Annotated in this window: 14 protein-coding genes; all 14 read left to right on the forward strand. The window is 40.2% G+C overall.

What is annotated here, in order from left to right; genetic code table 11:
• Positions 1-29 precede the first annotated feature (29 nt).
• Complete coding sequence (locus GTQ43_RS18365; protein ID WP_265274193.1) at positions 30-881, forward strand: phytanoyl-CoA dioxygenase; 852 nt, start codon at positions 30-32, stop codon at positions 879-881.
• Positions 882-1,048: 167 nt separating this feature from the next.
• Positions 1,049-1,603 (forward strand): dTDP-4-dehydrorhamnose 3,5-epimerase, encoded by a 555-nt coding sequence (gene rfbC, locus GTQ43_RS18370; protein WP_265274194.1) that lies wholly within the window; start codon positions 1,049-1,051, stop codon positions 1,601-1,603.
• A gap of 148 nt (positions 1,604-1,751) precedes the next feature.
• Positions 1,752-2,990, forward strand: a complete 1,239-nt coding sequence (locus GTQ43_RS18375) for a glycosyltransferase (protein ID WP_265274195.1) — start codon at positions 1,752-1,754, stop codon at positions 2,988-2,990.
• Positions 2,991-3,181: 191 nt separating this feature from the next.
• Complete coding sequence (locus GTQ43_RS18380) at positions 3,182-4,495, forward strand: NAD(P)H-dependent oxidoreductase (protein ID WP_265274196.1); 1,314 nt, start codon at positions 3,182-3,184, stop codon at positions 4,493-4,495.
• Positions 4,496-4,781: 286 nt separating this feature from the next.
• Entirely contained in the window at positions 4,782-5,882 is a 1,101-nt protein-coding gene (locus tag GTQ43_RS18385; protein ID WP_265274197.1) for a glycosyltransferase, read from the forward strand.
• A gap of 190 nt (positions 5,883-6,072) precedes the next feature.
• Positions 6,073-8,301 (forward strand): GumC family protein, encoded by a 2,229-nt coding sequence (locus GTQ43_RS18390; RefSeq protein ID WP_265274199.1) that lies wholly within the window; start codon positions 6,073-6,075, stop codon positions 8,299-8,301.
• Positions 8,302-8,902: 601 nt separating this feature from the next.
• A complete protein-coding gene (gene hepC, locus GTQ43_RS18395; protein WP_265274200.1) occupies positions 8,903-9,622 on the forward strand; it encodes a heterocyst development glycosyltransferase HepC in 720 nt (239 codons plus the stop codon).
• Positions 9,623-9,739: 117 nt separating this feature from the next.
• Positions 9,740-11,581 carry a heterocyst formation ABC transporter subunit HepA gene (hepA, locus tag GTQ43_RS18400; protein ID WP_265274201.1) on the forward strand — a complete coding sequence of 614 codons (1,842 nt, stop codon included), beginning with the start codon at positions 9,740-9,742 and terminating at the stop codon, positions 11,579-11,581.
• 114 nt (positions 11,582-11,695) lie between these two features.
• Positions 11,696-12,535 (forward strand): hypothetical protein, encoded by an 840-nt coding sequence (locus GTQ43_RS18405; protein ID WP_265274203.1) that lies wholly within the window; start codon positions 11,696-11,698, stop codon positions 12,533-12,535.
• Positions 12,536-12,579: 44 nt separating this feature from the next.
• The gene (locus tag GTQ43_RS18410) at positions 12,580-13,782 is read left to right on the forward strand and encodes a glycosyltransferase family 4 protein (RefSeq protein ID WP_265274204.1); all 1,203 of its coding nucleotides are present in this window, start codon (positions 12,580-12,582) and stop codon (positions 13,780-13,782) included.
• Positions 13,783-13,828: 46 nt separating this feature from the next.
• Positions 13,829-14,821 (forward strand): glycosyltransferase family 2 protein, encoded by a 993-nt coding sequence (locus tag GTQ43_RS18415; RefSeq protein WP_265274205.1) that lies wholly within the window; start codon positions 13,829-13,831, stop codon positions 14,819-14,821.
• Between the two features lie 171 nt (positions 14,822-14,992).
• Positions 14,993-16,216: a glycosyltransferase family 4 protein gene (locus GTQ43_RS18420; protein ID WP_265274206.1), complete on the forward strand. Its 1,224-nt coding sequence runs from the start codon at positions 14,993-14,995 to the stop codon at positions 16,214-16,216.
• Positions 16,134-17,060 carry a glycosyltransferase family 2 protein gene (locus GTQ43_RS18425; RefSeq protein WP_265274207.1) on the forward strand — a complete coding sequence of 309 codons (927 nt, stop codon included), beginning with the start codon at positions 16,134-16,136 and terminating at the stop codon, positions 17,058-17,060. The genes GTQ43_RS18420 and GTQ43_RS18425 overlap by 83 nt, the downstream gene beginning before the upstream one ends.
• 83 nt (positions 17,061-17,143) lie before the next feature.
• The gene (locus GTQ43_RS18430) at positions 17,144-18,574 is read left to right on the forward strand and encodes an O-antigen ligase domain-containing protein (protein ID WP_265274208.1); all 1,431 of its coding nucleotides are present in this window, start codon (positions 17,144-17,146) and stop codon (positions 18,572-18,574) included.
• Positions 18,575-18,609 lie beyond the last annotated feature (35 nt).

Raw genomic sequence — 18,609 nt, forward strand, 5'->3', positions numbered from 1 at the left:
TATATATCAACAAGAGAGGAATTTACGCCATGTTTAACGCGATTAAACACAAAATAGCTACACTGTCTTCTGACTTGGAATATTACCTAGCCCGTTGGAAGCATAGCAGAAAATTGCCAGCATTAGAAGGACGCGATCGCAACATCCTTAATGCGCTCAAAAAAGATGGTGTTTATGTCACAACACTGGCAGATTTAGGGTTCGACTCTAGCTCCGAAATGCTCAAAGCTGCTTACCATCAATTATCTCAGATGGAAAATCCCACCAATGAGCATCTAAATGAACGTTTGCCACAAATTTATACAGTTACAGGTTTACCAGAATTTTATGCCTGGGGAGTAGAGAAAAGGCTACTCAACATCATTGAAAATTATATCGGTCTTCCTATTGCTTTTCATGGTGTACATTTACGCAAAGATTTCAAAAATAAAAATCAGTTTGGGACGCTGCTATGGCATAGTGATGCAGAAGACCGCCGGATTATCAAAATCATTATGTACTTGCATGATGTAGAAGAAAAAACTGGGCCTTTTCAATATATCCCTCGCTCCTTGACTCCTTTCTTTAGTTGGGATTATTTTCGACTTTACTACAAACTTTGGAAGTCCAGCTATATGGGTATCGACGATGAAGAAGTAAAATCAGTTATCCCCAAATCAGCTTGGAAATCCTGCCCAGGCCCAGCAGGTACTGTCATTCTTGTAGATACGAAAAATGCTCTGCATCACGGCACAGTTCGCACAGAAGATAGGTCAACACTATTCTTGTGTTACACCGCCAATCCCCCTGAACGGCCAGACCTCTGCACCCAATACTGGGATGATACTTATCACAGAGTAGAGTTACATTCTGCATCGGATGCAGTTAAAGTTTCGACTTAAATTAATTTAATTAACCGCAGAGGCGCAGAGAAGACAGAGGAAGAGAAGGAAAAGGCATCACACAAATATCTCTCAAACTCTCATATCTCTGTGCCCTCTGCGTCTCTGTGGTTCGTTAAGCAATTAGCAAGTATTTTTTACCTAACATTCATCTCAAAGGAATCATAATGATTTTCACCGCAACCGCACTAAAAGACGCATTCATTATTGACTTAGAAGAAAAACCAGACCACCGTGGTTTTTTTGCTCGTTCTTTCTGCGCTCAAGAATTTGAAGCCCACGGATTAAAGCCAACTGTTGCCCAATGCAACCTATCTTTTAACTACAAAAAAGGCACTATCCGGGGAATGCACTATCAAGTTCTACCAGCCGCAGAAACGAAGTTAATTCGCTGTACTAAAGGCGCTATCTATGACGTAATTATTGATATGCGTCCTGAATCTCCTAGTTTTTTATCACATATTGGTGTGGAATTAACCCCAGAAAACCGCCGTGCTTTGTATGTTCCAGAAATGTTTGCTCATGGCTATCAAGCACTGACGGATGAGACTGAAGTTGTATATCAAGTGGGTGAATTTTACACGCCAGGGTATGAAAGAGGTTTACGCTATGATGACCCGTTTTTTAACATTGATTGGCCTCTAGATGTGACTGAAATATCTGAGAAAGATTTAAGTTGGCCTTTGTTGAGAATGATGACTGTTGGTGGTACTTCTAGATAAATATGGCGGTTTAAGCAATCTTTTTTAACGAACCGCCAAGGACGCAAAGGGCGCAAAGGAAGAGAAGGAATTAGAATTGATATACATATAAATATCAATTACTAATTAAGCTTTGAGATATTCAGTTAATGAAATCAGGTAGAAAGAAATGTTAAATAGTATTCTATCTCGTGTCGCTAATATTATCTCTTTTGTCTCTAATAAAGTCCGAGCTAGGATTAATTATGCGAAGACATTACAGGTTGTTTCTCTAAAGCCAAAGCAGCCTTCAAAGGGGAATGTACTTCTCTCTTATCGCATTGAACCATTCCTCTTAAAACCTGGTCAGCCAATGCCTAATGACCACACTTGGTACTGGGAAGTTTGGCAAATTGCCCAAACTTTTTTAAATCTAGGCTACAACGTTGATGTTATTCAGTTCCACAATGATAAATTCGTTCCGCAAAAGGACTACGCATTTTTCATTGATATCCGTCATCGGATGGAAGCGCTTGCACCAAATCTTAATAAAGATTGCATCAAAATTTTCCACGTTGACATTGCAAATATGGTGTTTCGCAATGCGGCTGAATGCAACAGGCTTCTAGAAGTACAACAGCGCAAAGGTGTAACCTTAAAACCACAGCGATTTGAGGTTCCTAACTTGGGAATTGAATATGCAGATTGTGCAATTGTGTTGGGTAATGATTTCACAACTGATACATTCAAGTATGCCAACAAACCGATGTATCGTATCCCAATTTCTTCGCCTGTCGTTTATCCCTATCCTGATAAGAAAGATTTTGAAGCGGTAAGAAAACGTTTTCTGTGGTTTGGTGGTAGTGCTTTAGTCCTTAAAGGATTAGATTTAGTTTTAGATGCTTTTGTCCAAATGCCGGAATACCATTTAACAATTTGTGGCCCGGTAAGTAATGACAAAGAATTTGAACGAGCTTTCTATAAAGAACTGTATGAAACGCCTAATATCCACACTTATGGGTGGATTGATGTTAGTAGCCCTGAATTTATAGAGGTTACAAATAACTGTTTAGGTCTGGTTTATCCTTCTGTTTCTGAAGGGCAATCAGGAGCAGTAATCAGTTGCTTACAAGCTGGGTTAATTCCCATTTTAAGCTACGAATCTGGTGTGGATGTTCACGATTTTGGTGTGATTTTTGATAACCTTTCCCTTGAAGAGATTAAGGCAAAAGTTATAAGCATTTCCAATTTACCTGAAGAAGATTTAAAGTTTATGTCTCGTCAGGCTTGGGAATATGCAAGAGCAAATCATACTAAAGATAAGTTTGCTCAAGTCTACAGAAATGTTGTGGAGCAAATTATCGAAAATCACAGCAAGAAAAAACATACTGTTTCTATGGCATCTAGCAAACAGCTAGTTAACACTTAGCGCTTCTCGGTTGAGTTCAATACAGACCTAACCCCCAGCCCCTTCCCTACAAGGGAAGGGGGGTAAGATTCAAAGCTTCTAATCTTAATTCCCATGAAAATGTACTTAATATTTAGCTGTAAAAAATCATTAAGTGCAAGTTTATAGAGAATTTGTATCACAACCAACAGTTCCAAAAAGGAGTTTAGTTCATGATTATTATCGATCGCGCCTTACAAGCCCGTGCAGCAGCAGGAAATCCTATCAAGGTGGGAATGATCGGTGCTGGTTTTATGGGTCGAGGAATTGCCAACCAAATTGTTAATTCCGTGCCAGGAATGGAGTTAGTTGCAATCTCCAATCGTCAGATTGATGCAGCTAAACAAGCTTATTCGGAAGCAGGAATTGAAGATATTCAAGTTGTTGCAACTGTCAGCGAATTAGAAGATGCGATCGCAAACGGTAAATATGCAGTCACAGAAGACGCTAAGTTACTGTGTCGGGCTGAAGGCATCGATGCCATAATCGAAGTCACAGGTGCAGTGGAATTTGGCGCTCACATCGTTATGGAAGCGATCGCTCATTGCAAACATGTGATCATGATGAATGCCGAACTCGACGGCACCATTGGCCCCATCCTCAAAGTCTATGCTGACAAAGCAGGTGTCATTCTCAGCGCCTGTGATGGCGATCAGCCAGGGGTACAAATGAACCTCTACCGCTTTGTCAAAAGCATTGGTTTAACTCCCTTATTGTGCGGTAACATTAAAGGACTCCAAGACCCCTATCGCAATCCCACCACCCAGGAAGGATTTGCTAAACGTTGGGGTCAAAAGCCCCACATGGTGGCTAGCTTCGCCGACGGAACCAAAATTTCCTTTGAGCAAGCGATCGTTGCCAATGCCACAGGGATGAAAGTCGCCAAACGGGGAATGCTGGGATATGACTTCAACGGTTCTGTCGAGGAAATGACCCATTTATATGATGTTGAACAACTCAAAGAATTGGGCGGCATTGTCGATTATGTAGTTGGAGCAAAACCAGGCCCAGGCGTATATGTATTTGCCACTCACGACGACCCCAAGCAACGCCACTATCTCAACTTATACAAATTAGGCGAAGGCCCACTTTACAGCTTCTACACTCCTTATCACCTCTGTCATTTTGAAGTTCCCTTGTCCGTAGCGCGTGCTGTCCTGTTCGGTGATGCCGTTATGTCTCCACTCGCAGGCCCCTTAGTAGATGTTGTCACCACTGCCAAAATCGACCTGAAAGCTGGAGAAACCCTAGATGGCATTGGTTACTACATGACCTACGGACAATGTGAGAATTCCCCCATCGTCCAACAGCAAAATCTCTTACCAATTGGTTTAGCTGAAGGATGTCGTCTAAAACGGGATATTTCTAAGGATCAAGTCCTCACTTATGAGGATGTAGAATTACCTGAAGGCAGACTTTGCGACCAACTAAGAACTGAGCAAAACAATTATTTCGCCCCAGAAAAAATCTTGGTAGCAGTTGGGTAATAGCAACAAATAAATCGGCTGTAGGGGCCTACAGCTAGCTGTACGCCCATAATGCGTTTCGGATCAGATCCCCCCGCCTACGGCGACCCCCTTAAAAAGTGGGTAAAGAGGAGAAAAGCCCCCCTTTTTAAGGGGGGTTGGGGGGATCTCCGAAGTCCTACCAACATATTTGTCGCCAGAATTTCGTCAAGAGGATAAGAAGCTATACTGCGGGACACTAAAGTTGTTGATATTAACTTGCTGGGGAGCCTTTAAATAACCCCGATCGAAACTTTAGGTCAAATTGATGAAAATTGCTCTAGTCCATGATTACTTAACCCAGCGAGGTGGGGCAGAGCGTGTATTTGAACTGCTTTGTAAACGCTATCCCGAAGCAGACATTTTCACATCTCTGTACGATCGCCAAAAAACTATCGATCTAGGCGATCGCATCGTCAATACAACTTTCTTACAAAAAATTCCTGGTGCAGCAAAATATTTCAGGGCAATGGCTCCTTTATATTTTCCTGCCTTTCGCGCCTTGGATCTGCAAGACTACGATCTAATTATTAGCAGTAGCACCAGCTTCGCCAAAGCAGTGCGAAAAAATCCCAATGCCCGCCACATTTGCTTTTGTCATAACGTCACCCGTTTCTTATGGGATACAGCAACCTATTTAAGAGAATACGGAGACTATAGATATTTTGCACCTTTAATCGAACAAGTATTTCAAGTAATGAGAAAGGTAGACCTGAAATATGCACAGGAACCTGACCTTTACATTGCTAATTCTAGTGTTGTTGCCCGCCGGATTGAAAATATTTACGGCAAAAAGGCAATGATGGTTAACTATCCAATTGATACGAGTAAATTTCTTTTTTCAGATATAAAAGATGAATATTATCTGGCCTCTGCCCGGATGATTAGTTATAAACGACTTGATATAATAGTCGAAGCTTTTAACTGGCTAGGATGGCAATTATTAATATCAGGTGACGGGCCAGAACTAGAACGGTTAAAATCCAAAGCATTAAAAAATATTGTGTTCTTGGGACACGTAAGTGATAGAACCCGCAAAGACTTGTTTTCCAAAGCCAAGTCTATTATTGTCGCAGCCTTAGAAGATTACGGTTTAGTTCCAGTAGAGGCTAATGCTAGCGGCACACCAGTCATCGCTTATGGAGCCGGTGGAGTATTAGATACTCAAATACCAGGTGAAACAGGAGTCTTTTTCAAAAGACAAACACCCGAATCTCTACAAATCGCATTACAAGAAGCCAATGGCATTTCTTGGGATTACGATCGCATCCGTAATCATGCAGTAGCAAACTTTTCAGAAAATGCCTTCTTTGGGAAAGTTGAGCAAATTATTAACCAGACTTGTGGTGTGCATCAATTATTCATTTGATTTCTGAATCTCTTTCCATTATTAAGAATACCTATTTATTTCTCTCTCCTCCTTGGCGTACTTGGTGAACCATCGCTGTAGACGGGTTTCCCACCGTAGGCAACTGGTGAACCCGAAGGGCGGTTCGTAAAAAAATAGGTATTCTTCGGAATATCTCTTAGCGTAAATCTCGAAGACAAGGATAATAAAAGTGGTTCAAGCTAGTCTAAATCCTCAAATAACTCCAGCCTCAGAAACTGAACCAGGTTACGGACAATTGTTTGCCATATTTGTGCGAAGATTTCCCTGGTTCTTAGCAGTATTAATTACTTCTATTGCTATTGCAGGTATGGTAACTTTTAAAACAAAACCAACTTATAAAAGTTCGATGCAACTGCTAGTAGAACCTAACTATCAAGGCAAGACAGAAGGAGCGGGTTTAGACAACCAGTTTACCGACTCTAATGTTGTGATAGATACTGCAACCCAGCTTAACTTGATGCAGAGTTCAGGACTCATTCAAAAAGCAGTTGATAAACTTCAGTCTAGTTATCCAGATATAAGTGCAAGTGAAATTAAAGCCTCTTTGGTCTTAACTCAATTAAGGAGCAAGGAAGATAATGTCGCTACTAAAATATTTCAAGTAGAATACACTGCTGGAGATCCAGAAAAGACACAAAAAGTTCTGGCCGCAATTCGACAAGTTTATGTCGAATATAACAAAGAACAACAGAATTCGCGTTTACAAAAAGGTCTGCAAATTATCAGAGAACAGTTAAGTAAAGCCAGTGAAGAAGTAAACGCGGCCGAGACAAATTTGCAAAGATTTCGCAGAAATCAGAACTTAATTGATCCAGAATCACAGGCTAAAGCAATTGAAACAGCTTTGAACAATATTGCCCAAGAACGACAAACAACTCGTTCTCAATATGAAGAAGCTTTGGCACGCCAAAAATCTTTAGAAGAACAACTTAATCGTTCTCCTCAAAATGCTTTAGTTGCTTCTCGTCTGAGTCAGTCTACTCGCTATCAAGGTTTACTGAACGAAATCCAAAAAACAGAACTGGCACTATCACAAGAACGCTTACGCTTTACAGACGAGACTCCGAGTGTGCAGAAGCTGAAAGAACAACTTCAGGGACAGAAGGAATTATTGCAACAAGAAGTAGGAAGAACTTTAGGCGGAAAGTCTGCTGGTGGATTAACTTCTGGAGACTCTCTTCTCGAAAAAGGACAACTTGGCCAAATTGATCTTAGCCTTGCTGGTCAGTTAGTAGAAACACAGACAACTATAGTTGCTTTAACTGCTCGCGATCAAACTTTGGCTCAGAAAGAAAACGATCTACGTTTGGAAATTAAACGCTTTCCACCTCTATTAGCTTATTACAATCGGATGCTACCACAGTTGCAATTTAGTCGTGAAAGATTAGAGCAACTTTTAAGAGCAGAACAGCAATTGCGGCAGGAACTTTCCAAGGGTGGTTTTAATTGGGAAGTAGTAGAAGATCCCCAAAAAGGCGCGCAATTAGGGCCCAATCTCCAGCAGAACTTACTGTTAGGTGGAGTAGTTGGGTTTATGTTAGGAGGTATTGCTGCCTTCATTCGGGAATCGGCTGATGATGCAGTTCATACCACTGCTGAATTAGAGAAGCAAATGGCTATGCCGTTGTTGGGAACAACTCCTAAATTACCGCCAGCTAAACCCAAAGAATCAATGATCAAATTGCCTTTTGGTAAGCCAGAAGTTCTCGCCCCTTGGACAATTCAGGTATTGCAATCTCCACCGCGTTGGGAATCGCTGGATCTGATTTACAAGAACATTGAACTTTTAAATACTGTTGCTAACTTGAAGTCTTTGATGGTTACTTCAGCTTTACCTGATGAGGGTAAGTCAGCTTTGGCGTTAGGTTTAGCGATGAGTGCTGCCCGTTTACACAAAAGGGTGTTACTAATTGATGCCAATTTACGCGATCCCAGTCTGCACGAACAACTAAATCTTCCTAATGAACAGGGGCTTTCAACTCTATTAGCGAGTGATGCAACTCTCCCCAACCAGATTAGTCTTCAATATTCAGGTTCCTCCTACATTGATATTTTGACTGCTGGCCCCAAACCTACCGACCCAGCTAATCTGTTAAGTTCCCCCCGAATGATGCAATTGATGGCAGCTTTTGAAGAAAACTATGATTTGGTACTCATAGATGCTCCCCCAGTTCTCGGTTTGGTAGATGCCATGCTTACCGCATCATCTTGTCGTAGTGTGGTCATGGTGGCAAGCATTGGTATTGTCACACGAAGCCAGCTGACTCAAGCTACAGCAATGCTAAGTAAGTTAAACCTGATTGGGGTTGTAGCTAACGGGGTATCAAACTCTAGTAGCAATTACGTACCTTATATCAAACAACAGCAATTGGCTCTCCGTCAAGCTGTAGAAAAATAGAAAATAGCTAGTACTGCGAGATGATAGATCCCCGACTTCTTAAAGAAGTTGGGGATCTTGCATTTTGCATTAATCAAAAAAATTTAATTTTATTGCCATCAGGAAAATTTTAGTATATTTATACTATCTTTATGGGTTGTCAGAGAAATCACTGGCTATTTAAAGAGTAAATAAAGAATTTATTTGAGCGATCGCTATTTCCATATAGTCTTATATTCTAGAAATTAAAGCACCTTCATAAAGGCTAGAAGACAGTATTGGACTGGGTTCGGTAAATCTATCGAGACAATAAACACCTCAGTGCAATTAAACGTAGATAGAGATTTATGGGTAATTTCCCTCTACATATTTCTACTTTCAGTAGTTACCGGAAAATACCGATTGCCCATGAATATTGATAGTAACGTTGATTTGTACACCTCTACATCACCAGAATTCTGGACGATATGTGCTTGGCTGAGTGGCAAATAGCAATAACATATTTTTGCCCACAATTATCTCCAACTTTTGGACTTACAACAAGATTCGGATTTGGGTCTTTGGCATTAATAGCCTTTGATAACGCCTCACTAATTCACTCCTGTATAAACCCAAAGACATTATGACAGCTTCAATAATTCCAACTCTAGAGAATTTATATGATGTAACCCAGGAACAGCAAAATCGTTGTGGGTATTGCACACTCCAATGGCGGCGGGGTCAGCTGTTGGTGAAACCACCTGGACGAGTTAAACAACCATATTTACCTTCATTAGATAGTAAGCGATCGCTAGTAGAATGTTTACAACATTCTCCTGTAACTTTGGTAAGCATAGATCCAAAGCTGGGTGAAGCTTTGCTGAGGTTTTGGGCAGATGCGTGCAAAGAAGCAGATAAACCAATATTCCTCAGCATATCTGCTGGCAATAAACCTTCTAATCAACCTTGGAGACAATTGCAGCGATTAATTGATTGGATTGCTGCTTTAGTATTGCTGCTATTACTCAGTCCAGTAATGCTGGTATTGATTGCACTAATGCAGGTTTACTCACCAGGATCGCTTTTTTGCCATGAATGGCGTGTTGGAGAACGGGGTAAACTCTTTCAAGTAATGAAATTTTGCTCACACAACATCACACCGCTAGGGCGTTGGATGCGTAAATACAATCTCGACAATCTGCCCCAGTTATTTAATGTGCTACGGGGTGACATAAGTTTAACCGGATCTCATTGTTGGACTTTGGAAGAAGCAGTACAGCTAAATAAACTACCGGAAATTAAAGCTTCATGGGAAGTAGAAACTCAGTCTCATCTGTTACATCTAGATAGCCAAACACTGTAATTTATCTGTGCGGTAATTGATGATTTCATCTACCGCACTGAGGCTAACGCAAAAATTACTTACGTAGCGTCTATAGCGGTCTATCTACCTGGACAAACTATTTTTATTATAAAATCCATGAATTTTCAACTTCTTCAAAAATTCCGTAGTCTGCTCAAAGCTTCCAGCTTTTGGCAAGACAACTATTTGCTACTGCGAGAATTTAAACACTTTCGCAAAATTGCAATTTTAGCTCTGATATTCTCAGTTTTGGCGGCAACTTTTGAAGGTGTGAGTATTGGTTTTTTACTCTCATTTTTGCAAAGCTTAACCAGTCCTAACGCTCAACCTGTCCAAACAGGAGTACACTGGTTTGATGTTTGGATTTTGGGTTCTAAGACATCAGCAATTAACCGTTTATATCGCATATCTTCGCTGATTTTATTGAGTACTTGGTTGCGTGTTGCCTTCAATTATTTTGGACAAGTCTATACTGAATTATCTCAACTGCATTTTGGCGATCGCTTACGCAAACAAATTTTTGAACAGTTACAATCTTTATCGTTAAGTTACTTTGCCAAAACTCGTTCCGGTGAACTAATTAACACAATCACCACAGAAATTGAAAGAATCAGACAGGGTTTTAGTGGCGCAGCCTTTTTAGTAACTAGGGGAATAACAACTTTTGTCTACTTAATATCAATGTTTTTGATATCATGGCAACTAACTGTAATTTCAGCATTGCTATTTACACTTTTAGGTGTAGGGTTATCTAATCTGAATGCCAGAGTTAGAGAATCGAGTTTTGGCATGACAACTGCTAATGCTAATTTTACATCAACAGCCATAGAATTTATTAATGGCATTCGCACGGTTCATTCTTGTGGTACTCAAGAATTTGAGCGCCAGCGTTACTACAAAGCTAGCGACAAGGTAGTAAGTACTACAACTAAAGTTGTATTCACTTGGACACTTGTCAAACCAATTGCCGAAGGGGTAGCGACTACGGTGTTAGTCGGAATGATTATTTTGGCATTCACTAGCCTGGTTAGTAATGGAACCCTACAAGTTGCTTCACTGCTAACATTTTTCTTCGTGCTATTTCGCTTCATTCCGTTTGTTCAAGATATTAATGGCACGAGAGCATATCTTAGTACTCTACATGGCTCGGCAGACAACATTAAAAACCTGCTGAAAAGTGATGATAAAAACTATTTTCAGAACGGAAAACTTCAGTTTAAGGCTTTAGAAAGAGCAATAAATTTAGTATCTGTAGATTTTGGCTACGACGAGCAGAACATAGTGCTGCATAACATTACCCTAACCATTGAAAAGGGGAAAATGACTGCATTAGTCGGAGCCTCTGGTGCTGGTAAAACAACCCTTGCTGATTTAATTCCCCGATTTTATAATGCTACGGAGGGAAATGTTTATATCGATGAAGTTGATATAAGACTGTTTGAAATTAATTCCCTCCGCCGTCAAATAGCTGTCGTCAGTCAGGATACTTTTATCTTCAATACTGATGTTTGGCAAAATATTGCTTATGGGACTCCACAAGCCACTAATGAGCAAATTCAAGAAGCTGCTAAATTAGCGAATGCACTGGAATTTATTTTAGAAATGCCCGAAGGTTTTAATACCCAATTGGGAGATCGGGGTGTTAGATTATCTGGAGGACAAAGACAGCGAATTGCTATTGCGCGAGCGCTACTGAGGAACCCCGAAATTTTGATTTTGGATGAAGCAACTAGCGCTTTAGATTCTGTATCCGAGCGCTTAATTCAAGATTCATTAGAAAAGCTATCTGTTGGGAGAACAGTAATTGCGATCGCTCACCGTCTTTCTACTATTTCTAAAGCAGATAAAGTAGTAGTGTTGGAAGCAGGGCGAATAGTAGAACAGGGAAAATATCAAGAACTACTCGCACGCCAAGGCAAGCTTTGGGAATATCACCAAATGCAATACTATAATTCGTAATTCATAATACTCGCATTCAGCGAGAAACAAGCTACGTAATTTGTAATTTTGAATTTGCAAATTACGAATTCATTCTCCTAGTCAATTATTTATAGTTTTAATTAGGAAAAACAAATGGTAAATATAGGCTACCACACTGCTAAAATGCAGGGTAAATTTAATCGTTCTCTATATAAAGCAGCTATTTCTCAGATTGCCAGTATCCCCATCAAACAAACTCGGCAAGTTTCCATCAGTGTCTATGCCTTATCATGCGAACGCGATCTTCCAGAACAAGTGGCAAGTATTCGCTCATTCATTCGTCATGTCGGCATTCCAGATACATTTACTGTAGTTTCTGATGGTAGTTATACTGATTCTAGTTGTAATTTACTCCAACGCATCCATCCTTGCGTTCAGGTAATACTTTTACAAAACTTCCTGAGAACGGATTTACCTCAATGTGTTCTTGATTATGCCCAATTGCATCCAATGGGTAGAAAATTGTCGGCATTAATGTCGATTCCTGTTAATGGAAATACAATTTACACTGATTCAGATATTTTGTTTTTTCCCGGCGGAATTGACTTAATTAATTTGAGTAAGTCGGACGATAAATACTCTCTCTATCTACCTGATTGTTCGATGTCATTAGACGAACGAATTATTTATGATGATTCTGAAAAGTCGAATCCAGTGAATGGTGGATTTATACTATTTAGGCATGAATTTGACTGGAGCTTTGCTATCGAACGTTTAGCAAATCTTCAAGAAGCTCCTACTTATTTTACTGAACAAACAATTGTACATTTGACCATGCATCAAAATCATGGTCAGCCTCTATGCTCCAATAAATATGTTCTCAATGTAGAAGATCAGTTTGTTTATCCTGATAAATTTGCAAATAAAAATATTGCTATTAGGCATTATGTGAGTGATGTTAGACATAAACTTTGGTTTAATGTTGGCATATAAGTTGATGAATCCAATTAATAGTAACGTAAAAAAAGTGGTGATTAATGCTTAACTCAATCAATGATGCCAAGCAAAATGATAAACAATTTCACAGAGGAATTTTTGAAGAAGACCTGATTTATCAATGCTCCAATTTTGATGTAGGTGAGGGTGGAGGTGTTGAAACTTATTTAGCTTCTCTGTTTGAACATCGACCACCCGAAGTTAGCGATCGCGTGATAAAATCGCTCAAGGATGTTGACCAAAGTCAATTTAAGCTGCTGCACATCCACAGCCCAGATATGCTATTGCAGCTTACGGGCGAATGTCCTACGGTTTTCAGCGTTCATAATCACTCATTATACTGTCCTAGTGGCACAAAGTACTTAGCAGGGCAACGGACAATCTGCGATCGCAACTTCTCTTACTTAGGTTGTACTTGGGGTAAACTAGCAGATAAATGCGGTAGCCGTAGACCGTTAAGAACTCTGAAAGAACTTCAAACTACTCATCAGTTTTTAGATGTATTAAAAAAGGTAAAAATTACTTTTGTTGCTAATAGCGAATATGTGCGGCAAGAGTTGATTAAAAATGGTGTACCCCCAGAGCAAATTGTCACACTACATTGTGGCATTTCTGTACCACAAATAACAACCGCACCCCTGAGTTTAGAAATTCACCAAAATCATAGAATTTTGTTTGTTGGTCGCATTGTTTCTGATAAAGGTTTAGAATGGCTGCTCAAAACCTTAATACATACAAATCCGCAAATTAAACTGGATATTGCCGGTGAAGGCTGGGAACGACCACGGTTAGAAAAGTTAGCAAACACCCTCGGATTAAGTAATCGGATTACTTGGCATGGTTGGTGCGATGCTGACAAAATAAATAAACTTTATAAACAGTGTTTTGCAGTCATTTTCCCTAGTGTCTGGCCTGAACCTGCCGGTCTTGTAACTCTGGAAGCATACTCTAATTATCGACCTGTAATTGGTAGTGCAGTCGGAGGTATCCCAGAACATTTACGAGATGGAGAAACAGGTATTTTGGTTCCAGGTAATGATATTCAAAAGCTGGCTGACGCTATTCATAATTTGGATGAAAATTATCAAAAAAGCCGACAGATGGGCGAACAAGGTCATGCTTTATTGATGAAGGAATTTACAATGGCGGCTCATGTAAATCATCTGCAAACAATTTATGCAAAAACGATAGCAGAATTTCCTTTTAAACTGCAAAAAGTATACAGCATCTCTCAAGCTAAATAGGTTCGTGTTAGTCAATAAATCAAATAAAATATAAAGAGGAAAAAATATGTTATCTTATCAAGAATGTCAACAACCTTTAGTTAGCGTTATTATCCCCACATATAATCGACCAGATTATCTTAAGCAAGCGATCGCTAGTGCGATTAAACAAACTTATCAGAATATCGAAATTATTGTTTCAGATAATTGCAGTCCAGAAAATCCTCAAGCACTTGTGGCATCTTTTGGTGATTCACGCATCAGATTTTGGCGACATCAGCAAAATGTAGGTATGCTTGCTAATCAGCAGCATGGCTTCAAGATGGCACAAGGTAAATATATTGCTAGTCTTCATGATGATGATATCTGGAATGAAGATTTTCTAGCAAAGCTTGTACCACCACTAGAAGAAAATTCTGAGTTAATTCTTGCTTTTTGCGACCAATATATTATAGACAAAAATAGTATTATTAATAATATTGGAACTGAGGAAAATACACGCGGTTATAAGCGAGATAAATTAGCAAAAGGAATTCATCAACCTTTCTATAAAATAGGGCTAATAGATAAAAGTATACCCACTGCTGCATCTTGTGTAATTCGGAATAAATTTGTTGATTGGGATAGTATTCCTTCGGAAGTTGGGGGAATGTGGGATTTATATTTAACTTATCTCTGCTGTATATCTGGTTATGGCGCTTACTATTATCCAGAAAGACTAACGCAATATCGCGCCCATGAGCAAACTGATACTATGCTTAGTGGTAGTCGAGATGTACAGGCAAAAATCCGCAAAGCTAAAAGCGAAATGTTTTGTTATCAAGTCTTTATGGAAGACGCTCGTCTACAGCAATTTAGAAAGTATTTTCAACAGAAATGGTTAGAAGCTAATACAACTTTGGGGATTGGTTTACTACGAAGTGAACAGATAGCAGTGGCACGTCCTTATTTTTGGCGGGCGTTGACTAAACAAAAATTTAGTGCGCGGACTTTAGTAGCACTAAGTCTTAGTTTTACACCGCAATTTTTGGCAAATAAATTAATAGAAATGTCGAAATAGTCAGTAGGGGCAATTCATGAATTTCCCCTACTAAAAATCATTTTTTTGGCTCTTGTTTGTGTAAATCTTATTTTGAACGAACCGCAAAGGGCGCGAAGGTAAAAAAAGAAGATGGGTTTAAGTTTTTTGGCTGCGGTTATGGATGAGCTTAGATTATTAAGAGGGTAGTGAATGAAACTTTGTATTGTTACTCATAAAATAAAAAAAGGTGATGGACAGGGACGGGTAAACTATGAGGTTGCTAATGAAGCAATTCGTCGTGGTCATCAACTGACGTTATTGGCTAGTGAAGTCGCACCAGAATTAGAAAATAATAGTCAAGTTAATTGCATTAAAATTCCAGTCAAACACTATCCAACAGAATTTTTACGTAATTTCATATTTGCCCAAAAAAGTGCAGATTGGTTGCGGAAACATCGCTCTGAGATTGATCTAGTTAAAGTCAATGGCGCAATTAATCTGGCTGCGGCTGATGTGAATGCTGTACATTTTGTCCATAGTTCATGGTTGCGATCGCCTGTTCATATTTCTCGCAATCGCCGCGATTTATATGGTTTGTACCAATGGCTATTTACGGCTTTTAATGCCCGTTGGGAAAAACAGGCTTTCCAAAAGGCACAGGTTGTTGTGGCTGTATCTGAAAAAGTAGCGCAGGAATTAGTTAACATTGGTGTGCCGCGTTCTCGCATTCGCGTAATTATCAATGGCGTTGATTTAGAAGAGTTTGCCCCTGGTGAAAGCGATGCCTGCGGCGGGCTACGCCTACGCCAAAAGTTAGGTTTACCGGAAAACGTCACCCTAGCATTATTCGCCGGAGACATCCGCACACCCAGAAAGAATTTAGATACAGTACTACATGCCTTGGTGAAAGTTCCCGATTTACATCTGGTAGTAGTGGGACACACTCAAAATAGCCCTTTTCCACAGTTAGCAGCATCTTTGGGGTTAAATGAGCGCGTGCATTTTGTAGGATTTCGCCGTGATATCCCTGCAATTATGCAAGCAGTAGATTTATTTGTTTTTCCTTCCCGATACGAAGCTTGCAGCCTCGTATTGTTAGAAGCACTTTCTTCAGGACTGCCAGTAATTACTGCCACAGCCACCGGGGGCGGAGAGTTGGTAACACCAGAATGTGGCATCGTTTTATCCGACTCAGATGATAGTGATGCTTTGGCTTTGGCGTTGCTGACTTTGGTGAGTAGTTCCGCCCTCATCCAACAGATGGGCAAAGCTGCTCGTTCAGTGGCAGAAAAACATAGCTGGACTACTATGGCACAAACTTATGTGGATCTATTCGAGGAGTTAAGCAAGAATGCGGAACACCGTTCTGATACCAACTTATCGCCGTCCACAAGACCTATCACGCTGCCTTTTGGCGCTACAGGAGCAAATTAAACCCGTCGATCAGGTGATAGTAGTTGTCCGCGATACGGATGCAGAAACTTGGCAATTTCTGGCGCAATTGAACGCGCCCAATCTGCCACTGCATACTGTGAAAGTGACACAACCGGGTGTAGTAGCGGCTCTCAATGCCGGATTAGCAGCAGTGGAGGGCGATATTGTCTCCATTACTGATGATGATGCTGCACCTCACCCAGATTGGTTAGAGCGCATCGCCGCTTACTTTACCTCAGATAGTCGCCTTGGCGGTCTGGGTGGACGTGATTGGGTATATCACGGCAGCAAATTAGAAGATGAATCCCGCTCAGTAGTGGGACAGTTGCAATGGTTTGGGCGAGTCATTGGCAACCATCATCTGGGAGTGGGAGAACCGCGTGAGGTGGATGTTCTCAAGGGCGTAAACATGAGTTTTCGTAAAGAGGCCATCGGGCAATTGCGCTTTGACGAACGGATGCGGGGTACTGGAGCGCAGGTACATTTTGAAATGGCATTTACTCTGTCATTAAAGCGGGCTGGTTGGAAGATAATTTACGATCCTAATGTTGCTGTAGATCATTATCCTGCACAACGTTTTGATGAAGATCAGCGAAATAACTTTAACGAGATTGCTTTTATTAATTTAGTTCATAATGAAACCTTAGTTTTACTAGAGCATTTGCCATTTATCCGCCGGATTATATTTTTATTCTGGGCAGTATTTGTAGGTACATGCGATAGCTTGGGCTTAGTACAATGGCTGAGATTTTTACCTAGCCAAGGACAGTTGGCAGGGAAAAAATTACTAGCATCTTGGCGTGGACGTTGGCAAGGATATAAACAATTTGTCATTGGTCATTAGTCATTGGTCATTGGTCATTTGTCATTGCAGACTGATTATTTCATTTGGGATTTTTTATGTGTAAATCTAAAATCTAAAATTGAATGAATTCTAAGCAGATACTTTTCAATAGTTTTTCACAAGAAAACTATTCTCCCCAAGAGCGATCGCTACAGGGGTGGATGGCGATCGCAGGTTTTATACTACTAACTGTAGTTTGCTATTTTGCTGGTGCTACTGCTGCATTACGTCTAATTTACCCGGTGACGGCTTTAGCAGTAGCCGTGTTTTTATACTTGCGGCATCCCATTCTCTACATTAGCTTTACCTGGTGGATTTGGTTTCTCACACCCTTAGCTACCCGCTTAGTTGACTATAAGGTAGGCTGGGATGCTACCCGTCAAATGCTTATAGCACCATACTTAGTGGTGTTTGTAACTATAGCAACATTCTTGCGACATTTTCCCCGTGCCTCTCGTCAAGGGGGTTTGCCGTTTGTTATGGCTTTTATCGGAGTCTTTTATGGGTTTCTCGTCGGTCTGATTTACAACCCACCAATTCCTGTAGCACGCGGATTAATGGATTGGCTCAGTCCGGTGATTTTTGCTTTTCACTTATTTATAAATTGGCGAGATTATCCCAGTTATCGCCAGAACTTTCAGCGAACATTTCTCTGGTGTGTATTAATTTTAGGAACTTATGGTGTATATCAATTTGTAGTAGCTCCTGAATGGGATAGGTATTGGCTCATCCAATCAAAACTATTCATGAGTTCTGGAAACCCTGTGCCTTTCGGGATGCGCGTGTGGAGTACATTGCACTCTGTCGGCCCCTTTGGTTCGGTTATGCAAGCTGGGTTATTGTTGTTATTTACCAGTTCGGGAAGTTTAATTTTTCCGGCTTCAGCCGTTGGTTATTTGTCTTTCTTGTTGACACAAGCGCGGACTAATTGGGGAGGCTGGTTATTTGGAATAATTATAATTATGGGTTCAGTTAAAGCCAGAATTCAAATGCGCTTAATCACCATAATTGTAGTGATGGCAATTTGTGTTGTGCCATTGACAACTATCCAGCCAATTTCTGGAGTTGTAGCAGCTAGATTACAAACTTTTTCTAATATTCAAGACGATACCAGTTTTAAAGATAGATCGGGAAGTTATGACAAAAACCTTGGTTTAGCCCTTTCTAATGCTTTAGGGAACGGCTTAGGAAATATTTGGAAAGTCAACGAAAAAACTGGTCAAATTGAAGTGGTGGTTATTGATAGTGGCATTTTAGATATGTTTTTCACCCTTGGTTGGTTTGGAGCAATTTTTTATATGGGTGGATTAATCTTGTTAATTATTAGTGTTAGCAGTTATGGTGAAGGACGTTTTGATAGTTTTATCAGTGCGGCTCGTGCTATTGGTATCAGTTCTGCTACACAGCTAGTTATTGGTAGCGGGATGTTGAGCGTAGCAGGGATGATTCTTTGGGGATTTTTAGCTATGGCTATGGCAGGACATAAATACTATAGCAATCCCAAGAATTCATAAATATGAATTGAGTTAAAAAAACAAAATCTTACAAC

It is taken from the genome of Nostoc sp. KVJ3, assembly GCF_026127265.1.
GTDB lineage: Bacteria > Cyanobacteriota > Cyanobacteriia > Cyanobacteriales > Nostocaceae > Nostoc.

What these genes read in the sequence shown, in the direction of transcription:
- hepA (WP_265274201.1), top strand. Translation starts at nt 9,740, where the DNA reads ATGAATTTTCAACTTCTTCAAAAATTCCGTAGTCTGCTCAAAGCTTCC.
- GTQ43_RS18405 (WP_265274203.1), top strand. Translation starts at nt 11,696, where the DNA reads ATGGTAAATATAGGCTACCACACTGCTAAAATGCAGGGTAAATTTAAT.
- GTQ43_RS18415 (WP_265274205.1), top strand. Translation starts at nt 13,829, where the DNA reads ATGTTATCTTATCAAGAATGTCAACAACCTTTAGTTAGCGTTATTATC.
- hepC (WP_265274200.1), top strand. Translation starts at nt 8,903, where the DNA reads ATGACAGCTTCAATAATTCCAACTCTAGAGAATTTATATGATGTAACC.
- GTQ43_RS18380 (WP_265274196.1), top strand. Translation starts at nt 3,182, where the DNA reads ATGATTATTATCGATCGCGCCTTACAAGCCCGTGCAGCAGCAGGAAAT.
- rfbC (WP_265274194.1), top strand. Translation starts at nt 1,049, where the DNA reads ATGATTTTCACCGCAACCGCACTAAAAGACGCATTCATTATTGACTTA.
- GTQ43_RS18430 (WP_265274208.1), top strand. Translation starts at nt 17,144, where the DNA reads ATGAATTCTAAGCAGATACTTTTCAATAGTTTTTCACAAGAAAACTAT.
- GTQ43_RS18365 (WP_265274193.1), top strand. Translation starts at nt 30, where the DNA reads ATGTTTAACGCGATTAAACACAAAATAGCTACACTGTCTTCTGACTTG.
- GTQ43_RS18375 (WP_265274195.1), top strand. Translation starts at nt 1,752, where the DNA reads ATGTTAAATAGTATTCTATCTCGTGTCGCTAATATTATCTCTTTTGTC.
- GTQ43_RS18420 (WP_265274206.1), top strand. Translation starts at nt 14,993, where the DNA reads ATGAAACTTTGTATTGTTACTCATAAAATAAAAAAAGGTGATGGACAG.
- GTQ43_RS18385 (WP_265274197.1), top strand. Translation starts at nt 4,782, where the DNA reads ATGAAAATTGCTCTAGTCCATGATTACTTAACCCAGCGAGGTGGGGCA.
- GTQ43_RS18425 (WP_265274207.1), top strand. Translation starts at nt 16,134, where the DNA reads ATGCGGAACACCGTTCTGATACCAACTTATCGCCGTCCACAAGACCTA.
- GTQ43_RS18410 (WP_265274204.1), top strand. Translation starts at nt 12,580, where the DNA reads ATGCTTAACTCAATCAATGATGCCAAGCAAAATGATAAACAATTTCAC.